Raw genomic sequence first — 21,269 nt, 5'->3', positions numbered from 1 at the left:
ACTCCTCCTTATTTCTTCCTGTATATTAATGACTCGAGCAGCAACTCCAAGTACTCGTCTGTACTCTCAAGTCTTTTCAATTCCTTAACTGCTTCCTCGGAAAGCTGTTTTACCTCTGCTTTTGCAGCTTCAATTCCTTTCCAGGTTACATACGTTGTCTTTTCATTTTTTTCATCACTGTGGATTGGTTTTCCTAACACTTCTGCTGTGCTTGTCACATCTAAAATATCATCCTGAATCTGAAATGCCAGCCCGACTTTTTGTGCTATTGTCTCCACGCTCTTAATTTCTTCTTTTGATGCACCTGCAAGAATTGCTCCAATCATCATTGAGCCTTCAATCAATGCACCTGTTTTCAAGCGGTATATAAAATCCAGTGTATCTCCTGAAATACTCTGACCGGTACACTTTACATCTACAACCTGACCACCTATCATCCCATAAATTCCAGCTTTTTTAGCTAGCACTTGAAGTGCTTCTCCTATATTCCCCGCATCTACACCTTCTATAGAAAATGCTGAAACTGCTGTCTCAAATGCATAATTCAAAAGTGCATCTCCGGCAAGGATTCCCATATCTTCTCCATAAACAACATGTGTTGTCTTACGTCCTCTACGATATTCATCGTTGTCCATTGCCGGAAGATCATCATGTACAAGAGAATATGTATGTATCATCTCCATAGCTGCCATAAACGGATAGATTGCTTCTGATGTTCCTGAAAACATACGGTATGTCTCCCACATCAGCATTGGACGTAACCGCTTGCCTCCTGCCATCAAACTATATTCCATGGCCTCCATAATGATTTTTTGTTTTCCTTCTTGTTTTGGAAGATAACGCATTAGAATTGCTTCGATCTGCTCTATTCTTTTCTTTTGTTCTTCTTTAAAATTCATACGTCTCTCCTTCCTCATCTAAAACAAGTACTTTCTTTTCTACAGAATCAATTGTCTCGTTACATCTCTTTAAAAGCTGCATTCCCTCGTTGTAATACTGAAAGGATTCTTCCAAAGAGCTTTCCGGATTTTCCAGATTCTTAACTACTTCCTCTAATTTTGAAAATAACTCTTCCAGAGGAATCTGTGTCTCTTTCTGTTCACTCTTCTTCTCTTCTAACATCATACTCCTCCTTATATATATCCACCACCTGTGTACGAACACGCCCATCTGTCACATACACATCAAGTACTTCTCCTTGCTTTGTATCTTTAATGCTTCTCACTGTCCGCCCCGATTTATCCGTTACATATGCATACCCTTGATTCAATTTCTGAAGCGGTGACAATCCTTTCATTTTCTCTATATAAATTGCCAGTTTATGCCTGCTCTCTTCCAATGCCGAATTCATTCTGATACGCATACGACTGTCTAAATCAGCCAGATATTGTCTTTGTTCATTCAATTTCTGACGTGGATGAGCTACTTTTAATCGAAATGCCATCTGTTCCGTCTGCCGTCTGGAAAAATCTATACGCTGCCTTATCTGTTGATACATTCTTCTCTTATATTCTTCACACATTATCTGAACCGAAGATAGTTCGTATACTGCCAATTCTGCTGCCGCAGATGGTGTAGGTGCCCTCAAATCGGCAACATAATCCGATATCAACGTATCTGTCTCATGCCCAACGGCAGAAATAATCGGAATTGTGCATTCGAAAATTGCTCTTGCCACAGCCTCTTCATTAAATGCCCATAAATCTTCCATTGAGCCTCCGCCACGTCCGACAATGATCACATCTACGTTTTGTTGTTCCATCATCCGGATTCCACGGACGATACTTGCAGCTGCGTCTTCTCCCTGTACAAGTGCAGGATATAAAATCAACTGTACATAAGGATTTCTTCGCTTAGAAATATTGATGATGTCTCGCACTGCCGCTCCTGTCGGTGCTGTCACAATACCGACGCTCTTCACATAGCGTGGTATCGGCTGCTTGTACTCGGCAGCAAACATCCCCATCTCCTCAAGCTCTTTCTTCAAAGCCTCAAATCGTTCATATAGTGCTCCTGCCCCATCCAAGATAATCTCTTTTGCGTAAAGCTGATATTTTCCGTCTCTTTCGTACACGCTTACAGAACCAAGCACGATTACATTCTGCCCTTCCTGCATACGAAAAGAAAGCCCCGACCTTGCACTTGCGAACATAACGCATGCTATCGTTCCGGACTCATCTTTCAGCGAAAAATAAATATGACCAGAAGTATGATATTTACAATTCGATACTTCTCCTTTTACATATATGTGATTCAGCATAAAATCCTGGCTAAACATATTCTTCACATAAGAATTAACTTGTTTAACCGAATAAACATTACGCATATGTTATGCCTCCTAATGTCTGCTATTATCCGATTAACACTAGTTTGCGATTTTAGCCAGCACACCATTTACAAAAGCAGGTCCCTCTTCTCCACTGAATCTCTTAGAGAGTTCTACTGCCTCGTTAATCGCTACTCCAGTCGGAACATCTTCGTCCCACTTAATCTCGTATACCGCCAGTCGCAGAATCGTAAGATCCACTTTGTTCATACGAGTTGTTTTCCATCCTTCACATTTTTCATTGATCAGATCATCAATCTCAGAAACTTTCTCTACAACTGCATGATACTTATTCTCTATATATTCTTTATCCTGCTCTGTCGCATTCTCCAGACTTGCAAAATATAATTGCAAATGTTCCGGCATCTCGTCCATCTCATTAAATTCTATCTGAAAAAGCATCTTAAATATATGCTCTCGAAGTTCTGTTCTTTTCATAACAGCTCCTTTCCACATTTTCTCTCATGTTTCTTTATTGTTATTCAGATCATAAAAAGCTGCTTACAACTTTTTATCACGACCCATCAGGTAAGAAAAAGGATGTCTGTACGACATCCTTTTTACTACGCCGCTTCTTAGAATAATCAAACTTTTATTCCTGATTATCCATCTCAACTCCAGCCACACGAATATTAATATCTGCTACTTCCAGACCTGTCATATTCTCGATTGCTGCTTTTACTTTCTCCTGCACCTTCTCTGTTACAGTCATAATGCTATAATTATACTTCAGATTTAATGCCAGTGAAACTGTCACAACACCTTCCAGCACGTCAACCTTCACACCTTTAGACAAATTTTTCATGCCGAGCTTACTAATCAGTTCGTTTGTGATATTGCCTGCCATAGATGCAACGCCTTCAACTTCTGTTGCTGCAAGTGCTGCAATGATTGCTACTACTTCATCTGCAATCTTAACTTCTCCTTTGCTGCTGTCATTGTGTATTGTATAAGTGGTTCTTTCTTCCTTCGCCATTTTTCAAAACCTCCTGTATGGTTCAATCTGTAAGTATTATACCAAATATTAGTCTATTTGCAAAGAAATTTGTCTGTTTTCTTTAAGAACGTCCAAATTCCGAAAGCTGCAGTCCCTCGTTTCTTTCCAATGTCATACGAATACTCCATTCATGCACAAATAACAATAATGGACGGTCTTTCAAATCTTTAATCTTCTTCATATCTGAAGTACCAGACAATTTAGCCATGTCAATTTCATCGTTTTCAATCCAGCGAATATATTCGTAAGGCAGATTTTCCAGTCTGATCTCCACATTATATTCATTTTGCAAACGATATTTCAAAACATCAAACTGCAGGACACCAACTACTCCAACGATAATTTCTTCCATTCCTGTATTGTATTCCTGGAAAATCTGGATTGCACCTTCCTGAGCAATCTGATTAATACCCTTTACAAACTGCTTACGTTTCATTGTATCAACCTGACGCACTCTTGCAAAATGTTCCGGTGCAAATGTCGGAATTCCTTCATATGCAAATCTTTCTTTTGATGTTGTCAATGTATCTCCAATCGAAAAGATACCCGGATCAAATACACCGATAATATCTCCTGCATACGCTTTTTCAATCATTTTACGTTCACTTGCCATCATCTGTTGTGGCTGAGACAAACGAATATCCTTTCCACCCTGCACATGATATACAGACATTCCCGCATCAAACTCACCAGAACAGATTCTCATAAATGCAATACGGTCACGATGTGCCTTATTCATATTAGCCTGAATTTTAAATACAAATGCAGAAAAATCTTTTTCTTTCAACGGATCAATCAGCCCATGATCTGACTTTCTTGGAAGCGGAGAACTTGTCATTGCCAGGAAATGTTTCAAAAATGTCTCCACGCCAAAGTTTGTAAGCGCAGAACCAAAGAATACCGGTGAAAGTTCTCCTTTTGAAACAAGCTCCATATCAAATTCAGCTGCGGCACCATCTAACAATTCGATCTCATCTGCCAAGGTACTTTTCGCCTCATCGCCAAGGATTTCATCAAGACTCGGGTCATCGGCACCAAGTATCTCGACTTCTCCCATGCGTGTACCCTTCTGTGTATCAGAAAATAATTCCACTTCATTTTTCTGACGGTCATATACACCTTTAAACGCTTTTCCAGAACCAATTGGCCAGTTTACAGGGCAAGTTGCAATCCCCAACTCTTTTTCAATATCATCCAAGAGTTCAAATGTATCCATCGCATCTCTATCCATCTTATTAATAAATGTAAAGATTGGTATATGACGCATTACACATACCTTGAACAGTTTTCTCGTCTGTGCTTCAACACCTTTCGATGCATCAATTACCATCACCGCAGAATCCGCAGCCATCAAAGTACGGTACGTATCTTCCGAGAAATCCTGATGTCCAGGTGTATCCAGAATATTGATACAATATCCACCATAATTAAACTGTAAAACCGAAGAAGTAACAGAAATACCTCTTTCCTTTTCAATCTCCATCCAGTCTGAAACTGCATGCTTTGCTGTTGCTTTTCCTTTCACTGAACCTGCTTGGTTAATTGCACCTCCATATAACAGGAATTTTTCTGTAAGTGTTGTCTTTCCTGCATCCGGATGAGAAATTATCGCAAAGGTTCTTCTTTTCTTTATCTCATTTGTAAAATCAGACATATTATTATCTCCTATCAAACATTATCGCATATGGAGTTTATTTTATCACATTCTTTTTTTCCCCGCAATGCTTTACATTAAGAATTCGCACTGATATATAATTTTTATCCACTCTTCTTTTATGTTTTGATTTTATTCACTTGCATGAATTGGACTGATCACAATATTTTCCGGCGCTATTTCAGTTTTTCTTGTTACAATATCTTCAATTTGAGCTCGATTTGCATCTGTCAGTTCGGCTGCATTTACAACAATATCTGCCGAATCTTCTGTAAGATTAACGACTGCATCCGAAAAACCTTTTGATGACATCAATGTTTCTATCGCCATCTCTTGTTCAGATAATTCCGTCATTTTCAGCATCTGTGCAATCGCATCTTGTTTTTCTTCTTCACTGACTGTAGTACTGTCAATGATCGACTGTAGCATCTCTTTATTTTCTGAACGCACTTGTTCGCGTGATATTTTAGCCTGTGCCACAGTGGATTCCATGCTTCCGCTTGTCAAAACTGCCTCGCCTGGGGTTCCTTCCACATCCGAATCATTGCTTGCGATTTCATTGTTTCCAAGATCATCCTCCGAAATATCCAAAAGTTCCTTATTTGCCATATCTGCATTTGTCTCTTCCGTTCCACTTTTCGTTTCTCCAAATAGTTTCCCTGAATAATTCAAATATCCGGCAATTGCAATCATAACAGCCAGCGTAGTAATAATAATTTGGTTCTTTTTGAATATTTGTTTCATGTAAAACCTCCCTTATGTATCTGTCCGTTTCATTATTTTAATCTTATGCGCTTCCACTCCAAATAATGCCCGGATTGCGTCTGTAATATTCTTCACTACAACAGCATTATCTCCACCATCTGCCACAACAAGCACTCCTGCTATTTCCGGAGTCAGTTCCTTACTCACATATGGAATTTCTGTCCCATCTGACTGACGCTCATAAATACTGGTTCCATCTGAACTTTTTGTTTCAGAACTGTTTGTTATCCCCGCCTCATTTGTGTTTGAATCAGACTGATTGTTTATACTTTGATCTTTTTCCACGATTTTCTGCCCAGATGATTTTAAGGTAATAACAATTTCTGTTCTTCCAACCCCATCTACTGATTCCAGAGCATTTGTCAGACGTTTTTCCAGATACTCCTCATAATTTTCCAGATTTGTCTGCACATTTCTTACAGAACTTGTCTCTTGTATCGTTTTCTCTGCTTTCGAATCTTTTTTTGATACAGGAAATGCAACAACCAACAGTAAAATTCCCACAAGAAATATCAGCAGTAACTGGTTTTTTCTACTTAAATTATCTTTCCATTGTTCCAGAATCTGTTTCCATTTCCTCTCCATTTTCCCAATCCTCCGGAAGAAAATCTATAATATCTATATTTTCAAAATAATTATCTTTTTCCAGCAACTCTCTTTTCTCCTGCTCATACTCTCGATTATTATATATCTCCCAAAAATTTTGTTCCATTCCTGTCACTTTTAAAATCGGTGTTACCAAAAGTAGGATAAGCACAAGCCCTGCAAAAAACTGAATATATTTTTTATACTCTTTTCCCGGCAGCACTTCCAAAACAGCAGTAAATATAACCAGATAACAGACCAGATTCTGAATCCATTCATAGAGCAAATCCATTCTCTTTTCACCTCTCAGGTGGCAGCTGCTGCCACTACAGCAATCGTAATCAAAAACAGTATCATTGTAGTTATAATAATCTGTAACAGCAATTCATACCCCTCACTTACACTGCTGATACAACCTGTGATCCTTGAATCAGATATCGGCTGTATCATTGCCGCAACAAGCTTATACAAAAAAGTCAAGAGTGCTGTCTGGATGATCGGCATAAGACAAATTCCAACAATCACGATTGCCCCTGCCATTCCTATTCCATTTTTAATCAATACTGCTGTTCCAAATATTACATCCGTTACACTTCCAAATGTATTCCCAATCCCCGGAATTGCTGTCAGTGATTTTGTCCATGCACTCTTCTTAAGTGTATCCATCGCAGGTCCCAGAAGTCCCTGTACAACATTCACTCCAATTACAATACCGATCAGACTTTTCAGGCTCCACTGTATTCCTTTTTTTACCAGCTCTGCGAATTCTGACAATACCTCCTCTTCCAGCATATAGTTCATTACCTGAATCATAATGTATAAATTTATGATTGGAAGCAAAAAGCGAAATACCACTATCTCTACCAGATAGATCAGCACCAAAATAAAATTGTAAAACATCAATGCACTGCTGCTTCCCGCCGCAAACACCACCGACAAAAGATATCCCGGACAGAGTACTTTCATAAATTCCAGAATATTTTCCATTTTTTCCTCTATGCCAGATATTGCAATCCGAAACGAGTTCAAACTCATTGTGATCAAAAGCATATATAAAATATAAAAACTAATCTCCCCCACTTGTTTATTTTGCAATGCATTTGAAAAATTTGTAAATACCGCTGCTGTGATTGCAATAAAAAGAATATGTACCAAATTTGTTTTATTTGCACGAAATTCATAACTAATCTGGTCTTTTACATACGAAAGTATCTTCATTCCTGTTTCTTGAAGATTTCCTTGCATCAATGTTTCCACTATATCTTGAAAACAAATTTTTTCATCCGGAAATAACAGCTTCAGATTTTGATTTATTTCAGAAAAATCCACTTCTCCCAAAATCTTATTTTTTATTTCTTCCTGTAGTATATCGCTTTGATCTTTTTCAGTTTCGGCAGCACTTACATAGAAACACATATTCACACAGATAAATAAAAATAATAGTATTAAATATCCCCTTTTATTTCTCATGAAAGGAACTCCTGTATTGTCTCTAACAACGTAAGCAGAACCGGAATACCAAGGACAAGTATTGTCAGTTTACTAAATATTTCTATTTGCACAGATATTGTCTGATACCCTGCATCTTTGCAAATGCTAGAGCAAAATTCTGCAATATAAGTAATTCCAATCATCTTTAACAACGTATATAGATATACTGTATTCATATTCAAATACTGTCGGATTTCTTCAATTGCATCAACAAAAATTGTTAATCTTTCTACAATACATGCAAAAATCAAAATGCTTACCGCCACGCTTATATAAATCCCATATTCTGATCTGCCATTTTTAAACTGTACTGCCATCAGCACACCTAATACTCCGACAATCCCTATCTGAACAATATTCATATTACCTTCACCTTGCTTTGCCCGACTCCTAAAATTATCTTTACCTTCCGTCCATTTTATAATGCAAATAATTGTTTCATCGTAATAAACAAGTCGTAAATATACGGCAGTACCCAGGAAAGCACAAGAACAAGTGCTGCAAAACTTACAAGAAATGCCTGCTCGTCTCTGCCACTATGCTTTAGCACTTGGCTTAGAATAGACACCAGAATCCCAACTGCCGCTATTTTAAAAATTAAATTGATCGTCATGGTGTCCCTCCGTATCACAATAATATCACTACCAGAAAAATTCCTGCCATCACTCCCAGACAACTTCCAATCCGTCTTTTTGTCTCAATTCCTTCTCTCATCTTCTCAATTTCCAGTTCAAGCCGTTCAATATAAAGCTGCAGATTTCGGCTTTCTACTGCTGTGTGATTTTGTCCCAGATAGCATCCCAGCTCCTTTAATTGAATTAAATGAGACGGCTTTAGACTTAATTCTCCCAAGTATTGATCAATCGTACGCATCCAAATTGTAAAAAATTCATCTGCCTCTCTGTTTTCTACCTGCTTTTGCATTGCTAAAAGCCAGTTTTTGTATGGTTGTTTTACCCGCTGTGCTATCTTTCCGAATACTTCACCTATCGGTGCGACACAATATTCTAATTCCCCCTTTAATAAATAAATTAAATGCCGGATATACAACATTTTTTCCAGATAAATTTGTAATTCTTTACTGTACAAAAAACCAATCCCGCTCGTTGCAGCAATCACCAGTATACCGCCTATAATCCGCTGCATAGCAAACTCCCCCGCTCATCATAAATCGTTTTGATTTCCCCCGGATGATGCCTGTTTTCCAAAATAACATAACGTTCAAACCGACGCTTCCTTATCAGATCTCCAAGTACCGGCTTTTGCGATGCTTCCTCCATGTCCATTCCATGTACACTTGCAATTAATTTACATCCACATTGCATTGCATATTCTACCGCATGAACATCTTCACTTGTTCCAATCTCATCAATTGCAAGTACGTGTGGTGCCATTGACCGGATCAGCATGATCATTCCTTCTGCTTTGGGACAACAATCCAAAATATCTGTCCGCATTCCAAGATGATTCTGTGCCACACCAAGATAACACCCACCTAATTCTGACCGTTCATCTACTACCCCCACCGTGCATCCCCGAACATATTGATTTCCATCGGATATCTGGCGAATGATATCTCTGATCAGTGTTGTCTTCCCGCATCGTGGCGGTGATATGATTAACGTATGACATACTTCTCTGTTTTTTGTTATATACTGCATGATTGAATCTGCGCATCCGATTATTTCATGTGCAACACGAATATTCACCGAAGATATGTACTGTAGATTTTTTACTCTGTTATTTTCTAATATCACTTTTCCCATAACGCCAGCCCGATGTCCTCCCTCTATTGTAACGAATCCCTGTTTCAATTCCTGTTCGTATGCATACAACGAATATTTACAAATATAATCCATTGTCTCTCGAATTTCTTCTTTTGTTACAATATGCTTGTTTTTTGCTTTTGATGGCAGTAGCATCTCTACATTTTCATACTCCACAATCAATGGCTGGTCAATACGCAGACGAATCTCTTCTAATTTTTCAAAATCTAATTCTTCATTTTCTATGATTGCTCGAATCGACTTTGCCAGGACATTTAATATTTGTTGCCTTTTTTTATTTTCCCTCATCTTGTCCACCTCTTTAAACAATATATGAAGTGGCAGAAGAATTATGACTAAAAATATTCACCGGACTTTTTTGTAATATATTATGGAAAAAGAATGTGCCTTGACACATTCTTGTGCCTGCGGCGGTCGCTTGCGACACCTACATTATACGCCGCAGTGCGCATCCTTAGCGGAGCGGTTTTTGTATATTAGGAAAGCACTTTCCTAATATACAAAAAGGCGAGGTCTGTGTTCATACACATTCCTCGCCTAAACTCTTATTTTTTATTATTCTGCTACATCTCGCATGCTGAAGCTGAATCTTCCCATCTTATCTTTGCCCATGCAAACAACTTTTACAACATCACCGATATTAAGAACATCTTCTACTTTGTTGATTCTCTCTTTCGAAATCTTGGAAATGTGAACCATTCCTTCTTTTCCAGGAGCGAATTCAACAAATGCTCCAAATTCCTTGATGCTTGTTACTTTACCTTCAAAAATCTGGCCTGCTTCGTAATCTGTTACGATAATGTGGATCATCTTTGCAGCTTCTTCCATCTTCTCTTTATCTGTTCCACAGATTGATACAGCACCTTCATCTGTAATGTCAATCTTCACGCCTGTCTGCTCAATGATTGCATTGATTGTCTTTCCGCGCTGTCCAACTACGTCACCAATCTTCTGTGGATCAATCTGCATCTGCATAATCTTAGGTGCATATGTGCCTACTTCTTCTCTTGGCTGCGCAATTGCTTTATTCATAACTTCATCCAAAATGTAAGTTCTTGCTTTCTTAGTAGCTGCGATTGCTTCCTCAATAATTGCTCTTGTCAGACCATGAATCTTAATATCCATCTGGATTGCTGTGATACCTTTGTGTGTTCCGGCAACCTTGAAATCCATATCTCCAAAGAAATCTTCTAATCCCTGAATATCTGTCAGTACAAGATAATCATCATCTGTCTCACCAGTTACAAGACCTGCTGAAATACCGGCTACTGCTGCCTTGATTGGTACACCCGCTGTCATCAATGACATACTAGATGCACAAATACTAGCCTGTGAAGTAGAACCGTTTGATTCAAATGTTTCTGAGACTGTACGGATTGCATATGGGAATTCGCTTTCGCTTGGCAATACAGGCACTAACGCTCTCTCAGCCAATGCTCCGTGTCCAATCTCACGACGTCCAGGTCCTCTTGATGGTTTTGTCTCTCCTACAGAATATGATGGGAAATTATAATGATGCATATATCTCTTTGTAGTCTCTGCTTCATCCAATCCATCTAATTTCTGTGCTTCTGACAATGGTGCCAGTGTTGTCAGTGTGCAGATCTGTGTCTGTCCACGTGTAAACATTGCAGAACCATGTACTCTAGGAATCAAATCTACCTCTGCTGCCAGTGGACGAATCTGGTCGATTGCACGTCCATCCGGACGCTTATGATCTTTCAGGATCATCTTTCTAACTGTCTTCTTCTGGTACTGATAAACAGCTTCTCCGAGTACCGCAAGCCATTCTTCATTCTCAGCAAATGCTTCTTCTAATTTTTCTGTAATAACACGGATATTCTCTTCTCTTGTCTGTTTGTCATCTGTAAATACCGCATCCTCCATCTCTGCCGGAGGAACAATCTCTTTAATTGCAGTAAACAATTCTTCCGGAACTGCACAGCTCTCATATGCATGTTTTTCTTTTCCGCACTCTGCAACGATTGTATCAATAAATGCGATAACTTTCTGGTTCATCTCGTGTGCAGCAAAAATAGCCTCGATCATTTTATCTTCAGGCACTTCATTTGCACCCGCTTCGATCATGATTACTTTCTCTTTTGTAGATGCAACTGTAAGAGCAAGATCTGATACAGCTTTCTGTGCTGCTGTTGGATTAAATACAAATTCTCCATCAACTAAACCGACCTGTGTTGTAGAAATCGGTCCATCAAATGGAATATCAGAAATGCTTGTTGCGATCGCAGCTCCGAGCATTGCTGTAAGTTCAGGACTACAATCCTGATCCACTGACATAACCAAATTCTCCAGTGTTACATCATTTCTGTAATCTTTTGGGAATAATGGACGCATCGGACGGTCGATTACACGACATGTTAAAATTGCATTCTCAGATGCTTTTCCCTCTCGTTTATTAAATCCACCCGGAATCTTACCCACAGCATACATTCTTTCGTTATATTCAACACTTAATGGGAAGAAATCAATACCATCTCTTGGTTTCTCTGAAGCTGTTGCTGTACACAATACAGTCGTATCTCCATAGTGCATCAGAACTGCTCCGTTTGCCTGTTTTGCAACACGATCTACATCGACTCTCAAAGTTCTTCCGGCAAGTTCCATTTCAAACTTTTTATACATGTTTGTTCTCCTTTTTATTTTATCTTTCTGAAAAGTGTCTCATCTATAATCCACTCTTCTGCTTTTTCCTTCGTTGTCAGCAGAAGTGTCCGAAACTACTGAAAAAAACAAGAAAACATTCTTACACTTTTCAGTGGTCTCGGGAATCCATCTCCTGCCCGCAATCTTTTACATTATAACATAGGTCCATTGCTTACGCAAGGGCAAAGAAAAAGCCTGATATGATTTTTCTCATATCAGACTTTTCGTTATCTCTTAGGCTTTTGAGCAACTAAAATTATTTTCTTAATCCAAGTTTCTCAATCAAAGCACGATATCTTTCGATATCAATTTTCTTTAAGTATGCAAGAAGTCCTCTTCTCTGTCCAACCATTTTCAAAAGACCTCTTCTTGAGTGGTGATCTTTTGGATTAGCTTTGAAGTGATCTGTCAGCTCGTTGATTCTTGCTGTCAAGATAGCTACCTGTACTTCCGGAGATCCTGTATCTCCTTCGCATCTTCCATATTCTGCAATAATTGCCTGTTTCTTTTCTTTAGAAATCATGTTCTTTTCCTCCTAATAAATATCTTTTATGACCGCCTGACATTAAGCAATGGTTGGAGTCATCCAATTACCGAACGTCGGCTCACAGTTATTAAATATAACATAACTCTCTTATTTTGTAAAGAAGTTTTTCCCATACAAAATATCTTTATCTACGCGTGCTTTCAATTCATCAATCGATGCAAACTTTGTCTCTGGCCGTTCAAACTCATGAAACCATACCTTTACATATTTTCCATAAGTATCTCCAGAATAATCAAACACATACACTTCCGTCAACAAATGCGGTTCATTTTCCACTGTCGGTTTAATCCCTACATTCCCAATTCCATAATATCTCGCACCGTCAATTTCAATCTCGCATGCATACACGCCGAACTTCGGTGCGATCTTATGCTCGTCCCATGTAATATTCATTGTGGGAAATCCCAATGTTCTCCCCAACTGGTGTCCGTATTCCACAACACCCTCGGTTCCGTATAAATATCCAAGAAGATTATTGGCTAACGTCACATTTCCTTCTGCAAGTGCTTCTCTTACATAAGTGCTACTGATTTCCCTGCCCTCATACATTTCTTTTTTGATTACATCCAGCTGATATCCACATTGCGCTGCATATTTTTCCAGCATTACCACATCGCCACGTTTCTCATGTCCAAACTGAAAATCTTCTCCGACAACAACTACTGCTGCATGAAATTTTTCAGCAAGAATCTGCAAGATAAACTGTTCTGCTTCCATTTCTCGGATTTCTTTTGTAAACGGACATGCGATAAAGCAATCCACTTCTTGTTCCAGTCGTTCTTTTCTCTCCTCTTTGGTGAGTAAAGAATTTCTTCCCATATCAAATGCACACACTACACTTTGAATTTCTTCGGATGCCAACTCCTTGACACGTCCGATCAACTTTTGATGTCCACGATGAAGGCAATCAAACTTTCCCAAAGTTACTGCAGATTTTTTTTCGCTTTGATATGCATTTATGTCTGTTATATATTGCATGCTACTTTTTTAATTCCTCCTGATCCAAAAACATCTTCTCTACCACGAATTTTCGTTCATTTTCATGATAAACAAAAATGCCGATGAAATGTTGTGCCTGATCATATAATCTTATTTGTTCCCCTTCAACAAATTCTGTTGCCTTTGGTTCTTCTTTTAATTTTATCATAGACATTTTCAATTCATTTCCATTGTATGCAAGTGCTTCAAACTTTTTCATTACAATAGCTGCTTTTTTATCCGAAAACATCTCATCAATTGGAATCAATATTTCTGCAAGCCTTTCTTGTTCGCGATATGCTCTGACTTCATCAAGTTTCAAACTATCTTTTAAGTTAAAACAACTCACACGTGTGCGAAGGAGTTGTTCCATACAACCACCGCAGCCCAACTCTTCGCCTATATCATGACAAAGCGTCCTTATATAAGTTCCTTTCGAGCAACTCACTTCCATCCTTACACGCGGTAATTTTACTTCCTTAATTTGAATATCTAAAATCTGAACTTTTCTTGTTTTTCGTTCTACTTCTTTCCCTTCACGAGCCAATTCATATAATTTTTTTCCATTCACCTTCAAGGCCGAATACATTGGTGGAAGCTGATCATACTCACCGATATATCCACAAATGCAATTTTTCACTTGTTCTTCTGTCAGTGCGGATGTGTCTCCCATTTTTAACACTTCTCCTGAAATATCCTGTGTATCCGTTGTCTTTCCCAAAAGCAGTATTGTCTCGTATGTCTTATTTTTGTCAGTCAGCATATCACAAAGCTTTGTTGCTCTACCAAGACACACCGGCAATACACCTTCTGCATCCGGATCAAGTGTTCCTGTATGCCCAATCTTTTTTTGTCCTACGATTCCTCTAAGCTTTGCTACTACATCATGGGATGTATAGCCTTTTTCTTTGTATATATTCAGAATTCCGTTTATCATGAAGCCTATTCCTTTGCGCCAATTGCTTTTAACTGTATATCAATTTCTTTCATAAGATTATTTACCACATCATGCACTGTACCTTTCATCGTACAACCTGCAGCTTTAACATGTCCGCCACCGCCAAAGTATTTTGCGATTTTACTAACATCAACAGCATCTTTTGAGCGAAGACTCACCTTATATTCCTGATATCCTGTCTCATACATAAAAATTGCGACTTCTATCCCTGTGGTGTACCGAAGCTGACTTACAATTCCTTCTAAATCCGATGGCACTGCATCAAAAAATTCCATATCTCTTTTTGATACATAAGAAAAAATACATTTCTTGTCTAATACCATCATACTCTCAAGCAATGCTTTCCCGAGGATTTGATTTTGTACATATGTCTTTTCATAAAATGTCTTATCGATAATATCACTTCCATTTACACCCTTACGGAGCAATTCTGCCGCAGCCTCCATTGTTTCCGGTGCTGTACAGGAATATTGGAACACTCCAGTATCATGGGCAATTCCCATATAAAGTGCTTCCGCGCAATGCAAACTGATTTTATCTTTGTCTATCAATCGATAAACTAATTCTGATGTCGAGCTTGCATCCGGAATTATCTCATTATAATCTGCAAACGCCTCATTGCTCACATGATGATCGATACATGCCGTCATCTTTGCATTCTCAAAAAGTGGTGCAGAAAACCCTAATCGTTCTTTATCTCCGCAATCCATACAAATAAAAAGATCATAAACCTTTGAATCATCAATTTCACTATGAATTTTATTTGTATCCTGAACAAAAAGAAAACAATCTGCTAAATTTTCCAGATATACATCAACCTGCAGCTTAGGATATTCTTCCTGCAAATAAAGATATAGTCCCATTACAGAACCGACACAATCTCCATCCGGACGTATATGTCCCCCGAGAGCAACCGTCTGCTTTTCTGCTAAAATTTCAGATAAAACAATACTCATGTTTATTCCTCACCTTTTTTTGTCAAATCATCTATCATCTTACTCATGTTTACTCCATATTCAATGGACTGGTCTAAAATAAATGTAATTTCCGGAGTATTTCTCATATTGATTGTTCTTGCAAGCTCACGACGGATATATCCTTCTGCACTCTGCAAGCCTTTCAACGTATCTTCCTGAGCTTTTTTATCTCCCAGCACGCTGATATACGCCTTGCAGGTCTTTAAATCCGGAGCTACTTCAACCGCTACAACGGATGTCATCGGTGCAACTCGTGGATCTTTAATCCCGCCACGCAGTATATTACTTAACTCATGATGAACTTCTGCATTCACTCTTGTATTTTTTATACTGTTCTTTCTCATGTTTCATCGCTCCTTATACGTTCTGCCCCGAACAGATTCTGTCCGGAGCAGTATTTTTAGATTATTTTCTTTCTACTTCAACCATCTTGTATGCTTCTACAAGGTCACCCTCTTTAATGTCATTGTAATTTTCAAATACAAATCCACACTCATATCCGGCTTTTACTTCTTTTACATCATCTTTAAAACGTTTCAGTGATGCAAGAGGTCCATCAAAGATTACAATACCATCACGAGTCAGACGCACTGAACAGTTACGCTCGAAGATACCATCCTGTACATAAGAACCTGCAATTGTACCAACACCGGATGCTTTAAATGTCTGACGCACTTCTGCGTGACCAAGTACTTTTTCTTCAAATACTGGATCAAGCATACCTTTCATAGCTGCTTCCACATCTTCAATCGCACTATAAATAACACGATACAATCTCAAGTCAACACCTTCACGCTCTGCAATGTCTTTTGCTGTTGCATCCGGACGAACGTTAAATCCGATAATAATTGCATTCGATGCAGATGCCAATGTTACATCTGATTCATTGATCGCGCCAACACCACCATGGATAATCTTAATCACTACTTCATCATTAGAAAGCTTAAGTAAGCTCTGTTTCATTGCCTCTACAGAACCCTGAACATCAGCTTTTACAACAATGTTCAATTCTTTCAAATTGCCTTCCTGAATCTGTGTGAACAGATCATCCAAAGACATCTTACTTTTTGTTTCTTCCAAAAGCTTTGCTTTATTCTGTGCAATAAATGTCTCAGCAAAGTTTCTTGCAGCTTTTTCTGTTTCACATCCCACAAATACTTCTCCGGCATTTGGCACGTCATTAAGACCAAGAATCTCAACTGGCTGTGAAGGTCCTGCTTCTTTCACGCGACGACCTTTATCGTCCATCATTGCACGTACTTTACCATGTGCAGAACCAGCTGCGATTGCATCTCCAACATGCAGAGTACCTTTCTGCACAAGTACAGTTGCAACAGATCCTTTTCCTTTATCCAACTGAGCTTCAATAACAAGACCTCTTGCTGCACGATTTGGATTTGCTTTTAACTCCATAACTTCTGCTGTTAAAAGAACCATCTCAAGTAATTCTTTGATTCCTTCTTTTGTATGTGCTGATACTGGTACAAAAATTGTACTTCCGCCCCAGTCTTCCGGAATCAATTCATACTCTGTCAATTCCTGTTTTACACGTTCCACATTAGCACTTGGTTTATCAATCTTGTTGATTGCAACAATAATTTCAATTCCGGCAGCCTTTGCATGGTTGATAGCCTCTACTGTCTGTGGCATAACACCATCATCTGCGGCTACTACAAGGATTGCGATGTCTGTAGAACTTGCACCACGCATACGCATAGCTGTAAATGCTTCATGTCCAGGTGTATCCAGAAATGTAATTTTTTCTCCATCAACTTCTACAACAGATGCACCAATATGCTGTGTAATACCACCTGCCTCACGATCGATCACATTCGAATGACGGATTGCGTCAAGCAATGATGTTTTACCATGGTCAACGTGACCCATAACACAGACAACAGGAGGACGTTTCACCATATCTGCTTCATCCTCTTCGTCTTCTTTCAAAAGTTCTTCAATCACATCGACAACTACTTCTTTCTCACAAAGAACATCGAATTCCATTGCGATTTCTTCTGCTGTCTCATAATCAATTTCCTGGTTTACTGTTACAATCTTGCCCTGCATAAACAACTTTTTAATAATTACAGATGGAACAATCTTCATCTTATCAGCAAGTTCCTGGATTGTAAGAACTTCAGGAATTGTAATCTGTTTAATTTCTTCTTCCACCTCAACCGGCTTCGGCTGTGGTTTCTGAGGTTTTTTCGCTTCAGCTACCTGTTTCTGCTTTTTACCTTTTTTGCCTTTATTCTCAAACTCTCCGTCACGAAGCTCTTTCTTCTTGTAATCTTTCTCTTTGTCTTTTGCTTTATTTCTCTGAGTTTTCTGCTGTTCTACCATTGGTGCCGGAATAGAATCACGATCTTCTCTGCGTCCCTGTCCCTGTCTTCCCTGTGGACGTGAATTACCTCTGTCATTTCTGTCGTTTCTATCATTTCTGTCATTATTATTAAAGCGTCCGCCACGATCATTTCTATCGTTTCTGTCATTATTGTTAAAGCGTCCGCCACGATCATTTCTATCGTTTCTGTCATTATTATTAAAGCGTCCGCCACGATCGTTTCTATCGTTTCTGTCATTGTTATTAAAGCGTCCGCCACGATCATTTCTATCGTTTCTGTCATTATTGTTAAAGCGTCCGCCTTGAGGCCTGTCATTTCTTCTCTGACCCTGTTCCGCATTCTGTGGACGTGATCCGTTTACGCCGTTTGACTGTGGTTTTGCTGCTGCCACTCCCTGTGTATTCTGACCCTGATTTGCAGGTTTTGCAGTTCTGTTTTCATTCTGTGGGCGCTGTCCCTGGCGGTTTCCATTCTGTGGACGCTGTCCCTGACGATTTCCATTCTGCATTTTTCCACTCTTAGAATTCTGTGGACGAAATACCTGTACGATTGTTTTCTTTTTCGGAGCTCCGTCCTCTGTATTCTCAGCTTTTTTCTTTGCATACTCGCTACGGATTGTATCTGTAACCTGCTCTTCCAAAGTACTCATATGGCTTTTCACTTCCACTTTTTTCTTTGCAAGAATATCTAATAACTCTTTGTTGTCCATTCCCAACTCTTTTGCTAACTCATGTACTCTCAATTTTGTCATATTATAAACTACCTCCTTTATGCAATTACTCGTTGACTGTTTCAAATTGTTTTTGAATTCCCTTTGCAAATCCTTCATCCAATATTGCCAGAGATGCACGGAATTCTTTTCCCATTGCATGCCCTAAGGTATCTTTATCTCCGTAAAAATAAATTGGAACCTTATAAAATTCACACATGTCCCGAAACTTCTTTTTTGTATTATCAGATGAATCTTCTGCTACGATCACAAGTGTGGCACGACCACACTTTGTTTCTCGTTCTGTCATAAATTCTCCACTCACGCATCTTCCTGCCTTTGTTGCAAGTCCTATCAGAGACAATATCTTATCTGGTTTCAAGTTCACTCATCTCCTTTTCCAGACGATCGTACACCTCTGTCGGAATTGCCTGTTTGAAAGACCTCTCAAGCCCTTTACTCTTTACTGCCTTTTCAAAACAATCTTTTGACATGCACAGATATGCGCCACGTCCATTCTTCTTGCCTGTTGTATCCAGAACAAATTCATTCTCTTCTGTTCTTAAAACACGCATCAATTCTTTCTTCGGTTTCATTTCGCCGCAGCCAACACATTTTCGCATTGGTATCTTTCGCTTTGTCGTCAACTATCTTATCTCCTTCCAAAGATGAATATGAATTATTCTTCTGTTTCTACAAATTCGAATTCTTCTACATCGTCTTCTGTATTATCATACTGAGCATCTGCATCTTCTGCATCTGTCTCGTACTCTCCTACATATCCCTCTTCATCTTCTTCCATGTTGTTCATCTGATCCATGTAATCTTCTGGAAGTTCTCCTGCTTCGATTGCCTGTGTTTCACTCTTAATATCAATCTTATATCCTGTAAGACGAGCTGCAAGTCTTGCATTCTGTCCTTCTTTACCAATTGCAAGTGAAAGCTGGTAATCTGGTACAATCACGCTTGCTGTTTTCTCATCCGGGTCAGCCATAACCGAAATAACCTTTGCAGGACTCAAAGCATTTTCAATTAATAATGCCGGATTATCACTCCAGTTAATAATATCAATTTTTTCTCCACGAAGTTCATTTACAACAGCATTCACACGTGCTCCATTCATTCCGACACATGCTCCTACAGGATCCACATTCTCATCATTAGACCATACTGCCATCTTTGTACGAGAACCTGCCTCACGTGCAATACTCTTAATCTCTACTGTTCCGTCTTTTACTTCTGCAACTTCTGCTTCAAACAAACGTTTTACAAGTTCCGGATGTGTTCTTGACACAAGGATCTTCGGTCCCTTTGTTGTATTCTTAACCTCTACAATATAGAGTTTAATTCTCTCTGTTGGCTCAAACTTTTCGCCTTTTACCTGTTCGTTCTCTGTCAGCATCGCATCTGCTTTACCAAGGTTGATGCTGATATTCTTGCCTACATAACGCTGAACAATACCTGTTACGATATCTTTTTCTTTTGCAAAATACTGATCAAATACTACTTTTCGTTCCTCTTCTCTGATTTTCTGCAAAATCAGGTTCTTTGCATTCTGTGTTGCGATACGTCCAAATGATTTTGATTCTACAGGAATTTGAGCGATATCTCCAATGTGCAAAGATGAATCCAGCTTTTCAGCATCTTCCAGACTGATCTCGATTGCCGGATCAAATACTTCCTCTACAACTTCTTTTTCTGCATATACAGAATAATCACATGTTTCACGATTCATAATAATTTTGATGTTATCAGATGTTCCAAAATGATTTTTACAAGCGCTGATCAATGAATTTTCGATTGCATCCATCATAGTATCTTTACTGATATTTTTTTCTTCTTCCAAAATTGTCAAGGCTTCCAGTAATTCTGTGTTCATTATTCATTCCTCCTAAATTTATAAAATTTCATTTCTATTTTTTCAACTTCTTGTTACTGCTCAATTTTATTGTTTAAAAATCCAGAGCAAGACGGATCAAAGCGATATCACTTTTATTAAATATCTGCTCCGTGTCATCTTCGTAAGCAATTGTTACGGTATCATTATCATATGCTTTCAGAATACCGGTAAATTCCTTCTGACGGTCAATTGCCCGATATGTACGAATCTCAACTTCCTCTCCCATGCTTCTCTTAAAATCTTTCTCCTTTTTCAACGGACGACCAAGTCCCGGAGAACTCACTTCAAAAATATAAGCATCTTCAATATAGTCTTTCTCATCCAGAATATCCGAAAACTGACGGCTTACAACCTCACAATCATCCACTGTGATTCCACCTGGCTTATCAATATAAGCTCGCAGATACCAGGTTCCCGCTTCCTTTACATATTCCACATCCACCAGTTCAAATCCATGTCCGGTAACGATTGGTTCTAAAAGTTCTTCTGTCTGTTGTTCGTATTGTTCTCTTCTTGACACGTTATACTTCCTTTCTCACAATGCAATAAAGAAGAGTGAACTTTCGTTCACTCTTCTGCCAAATCC

The 21,269-nt window shown here is 38.8% G+C and carries 25 protein-coding genes; all 25 read right to left on the bottom strand.

From position 1 onward, the window contains the following. Positions 1-8: 8 nt before the first annotated feature. Positions 9-899: a polyprenyl synthetase family protein gene (locus tag H8S40_RS06135; protein WP_186864852.1), complete on the bottom strand. Its 891-nt coding sequence runs from the start codon at positions 897-899 to the stop codon at positions 9-11. Beyond that, entirely contained in the window at positions 889-1,122 is a 234-nt protein-coding gene (gene xseB, locus H8S40_RS06130; RefSeq protein WP_022076132.1) for an exodeoxyribonuclease VII small subunit, read from the bottom strand. Before xseB ends, H8S40_RS06135 begins: the two co-directional genes overlap by 11 nt. After that, the gene (xseA, locus tag H8S40_RS06125) at positions 1,100-2,326 is read right to left on the bottom strand and encodes an exodeoxyribonuclease VII large subunit (RefSeq protein ID WP_186864851.1); all 1,227 of its coding nucleotides are present in this window, start codon (positions 2,324-2,326) and stop codon (positions 1,100-1,102) included. The genes xseB and xseA overlap by 23 nt, the downstream gene beginning before the upstream one ends. 39 nt (positions 2,327-2,365) lie before the next feature. Then, positions 2,366-2,764 (bottom strand): transcription antitermination factor NusB, encoded by a 399-nt coding sequence (gene nusB / locus H8S40_RS06120; protein WP_022076130.1) that lies wholly within the window; start codon positions 2,762-2,764, stop codon positions 2,366-2,368. A 154-nt stretch (positions 2,765-2,918) separates the two neighbouring features. Beyond that, a complete protein-coding gene (locus tag H8S40_RS06115) occupies positions 2,919-3,302 on the bottom strand; it encodes an Asp23/Gls24 family envelope stress response protein (RefSeq protein ID WP_022076129.1) in 384 nt (127 codons plus the stop codon). A gap of 82 nt (positions 3,303-3,384) precedes the next feature. Beyond that, on the bottom strand, positions 3,385-4,977 hold the full coding sequence (locus H8S40_RS06110) for a peptide chain release factor 3 (RefSeq protein WP_022076128.1): 1,593 nt from the start codon (positions 4,975-4,977) through the stop codon (positions 3,385-3,387). Between the two features lie 132 nt (positions 4,978-5,109). Beyond that, positions 5,110-5,721, bottom strand: a complete 612-nt coding sequence (locus H8S40_RS06105) for a SpoIIIAH-like family protein (protein WP_022076127.1) — start codon at positions 5,719-5,721, stop codon at positions 5,110-5,112. A gap of 12 nt (positions 5,722-5,733) precedes the next feature. Then, positions 5,734-6,327, bottom strand: a complete 594-nt coding sequence (locus H8S40_RS06100; RefSeq protein ID WP_186864850.1) for a SpoIIIAG-related protein — start codon at positions 6,325-6,327, stop codon at positions 5,734-5,736. Next, positions 6,284-6,619, bottom strand: a complete 336-nt coding sequence (locus H8S40_RS06095) for a stage III sporulation protein AF (protein WP_022076125.1) — start codon at positions 6,617-6,619, stop codon at positions 6,284-6,286. The genes H8S40_RS06100 and H8S40_RS06095 overlap by 44 nt, the downstream gene beginning before the upstream one ends. A 14-nt stretch (positions 6,620-6,633) precedes the next feature. After that, entirely contained in the window at positions 6,634-7,797 is a 1,164-nt protein-coding gene (locus H8S40_RS06090) for a stage III sporulation protein AE (RefSeq protein ID WP_186864849.1), read from the bottom strand. Beyond that, positions 7,794-8,180 (bottom strand): stage III sporulation protein AD, encoded by a 387-nt coding sequence (spoIIIAD, locus tag H8S40_RS06085; protein WP_022076123.1) that lies wholly within the window; start codon positions 8,178-8,180, stop codon positions 7,794-7,796. The genes H8S40_RS06090 and spoIIIAD overlap by 4 nt, the downstream gene beginning before the upstream one ends. A gap of 56 nt (positions 8,181-8,236) precedes the next feature. Beyond that, positions 8,237-8,431, bottom strand: a complete 195-nt coding sequence (gene spoIIIAC, locus H8S40_RS06080; RefSeq protein ID WP_022076122.1) for a stage III sporulation protein AC — start codon at positions 8,429-8,431, stop codon at positions 8,237-8,239. A 14-nt stretch (positions 8,432-8,445) separates the two neighbouring features. After that, positions 8,446-8,964, bottom strand: a complete 519-nt coding sequence (locus H8S40_RS06075) for a stage III sporulation protein AB (protein WP_022076121.1) — start codon at positions 8,962-8,964, stop codon at positions 8,446-8,448. After that, complete coding sequence (gene spoIIIAA / locus H8S40_RS06070; protein WP_022076120.1) at positions 8,949-9,893, bottom strand: stage III sporulation protein AA; 945 nt, start codon at positions 9,891-9,893, stop codon at positions 8,949-8,951. Before spoIIIAA ends, H8S40_RS06075 begins: the two co-directional genes overlap by 16 nt. Before the next feature lie 267 nt (positions 9,894-10,160). Beyond that, positions 10,161-12,248: a polyribonucleotide nucleotidyltransferase gene (locus H8S40_RS06065; RefSeq protein WP_121055295.1), complete on the bottom strand. Its 2,088-nt coding sequence runs from the start codon at positions 12,246-12,248 to the stop codon at positions 10,161-10,163. A gap of 277 nt (positions 12,249-12,525) precedes the next feature. After that, complete coding sequence (gene rpsO / locus H8S40_RS06060) at positions 12,526-12,792, bottom strand: 30S ribosomal protein S15 (protein WP_022076118.1); 267 nt, start codon at positions 12,790-12,792, stop codon at positions 12,526-12,528. A gap of 111 nt (positions 12,793-12,903) precedes the next feature. After that, entirely contained in the window at positions 12,904-13,794 is an 891-nt protein-coding gene (locus H8S40_RS06055) for a bifunctional riboflavin kinase/FAD synthetase (protein WP_186864848.1), read from the bottom strand. Position 13,795: 1 nt separating this feature from the next. Then, positions 13,796-14,731 carry a tRNA pseudouridine(55) synthase TruB gene (gene truB, locus H8S40_RS06050; protein ID WP_186864847.1) on the bottom strand — a complete coding sequence of 312 codons (936 nt, stop codon included), beginning with the start codon at positions 14,729-14,731 and terminating at the stop codon, positions 13,796-13,798. A gap of 5 nt (positions 14,732-14,736) precedes the next feature. Beyond that, positions 14,737-15,708 carry a DHH family phosphoesterase gene (locus H8S40_RS06045; protein WP_186864846.1) on the bottom strand — a complete coding sequence of 324 codons (972 nt, stop codon included), beginning with the start codon at positions 15,706-15,708 and terminating at the stop codon, positions 14,737-14,739. 2 nt (positions 15,709-15,710) lie between these two features. Then, a complete protein-coding gene (rbfA, locus tag H8S40_RS06040) occupies positions 15,711-16,073 on the bottom strand; it encodes a 30S ribosome-binding factor RbfA (protein ID WP_117989858.1) in 363 nt (120 codons plus the stop codon). Between the two features lie 61 nt (positions 16,074-16,134). Next, positions 16,135-18,825: a translation initiation factor IF-2 gene (gene infB / locus H8S40_RS06035; protein ID WP_186864845.1), complete on the bottom strand. Its 2,691-nt coding sequence runs from the start codon at positions 18,823-18,825 to the stop codon at positions 16,135-16,137. A 25-nt stretch (positions 18,826-18,850) separates the two neighbouring features. Then, a complete protein-coding gene (locus tag H8S40_RS06030; protein ID WP_117989857.1) occupies positions 18,851-19,165 on the bottom strand; it encodes a L7Ae/L30e/S12e/Gadd45 family ribosomal protein in 315 nt (104 codons plus the stop codon). After that, positions 19,152-19,406 carry an RNase P modulator RnpM gene (gene rnpM / locus H8S40_RS06025; RefSeq protein ID WP_366482671.1) on the bottom strand — a complete coding sequence of 85 codons (255 nt, stop codon included), beginning with the start codon at positions 19,404-19,406 and terminating at the stop codon, positions 19,152-19,154. The genes H8S40_RS06030 and rnpM overlap by 14 nt, the downstream gene beginning before the upstream one ends. 56 nt (positions 19,407-19,462) lie before the next feature. Beyond that, positions 19,463-20,662 (bottom strand): transcription termination factor NusA, encoded by a 1,200-nt coding sequence (gene nusA, locus H8S40_RS06020; RefSeq protein WP_117989855.1) that lies wholly within the window; start codon positions 20,660-20,662, stop codon positions 19,463-19,465. 73 nt (positions 20,663-20,735) lie between these two features. Further along, a complete protein-coding gene (rimP, locus tag H8S40_RS06015; protein WP_117989854.1) occupies positions 20,736-21,203 on the bottom strand; it encodes a ribosome maturation factor RimP in 468 nt (155 codons plus the stop codon). Positions 21,204-21,269 lie beyond the last annotated feature (66 nt).

Origin of the sequence: Ruminococcus hominis (assembly GCF_014287355.1) — a bacterium.
GTDB classification, from domain to species: Bacteria; Bacillota; Clostridia; order Lachnospirales; family Lachnospiraceae; genus Schaedlerella; species Schaedlerella hominis.
This window is presented reverse-complemented; position numbering and strand designations above follow the sequence as displayed.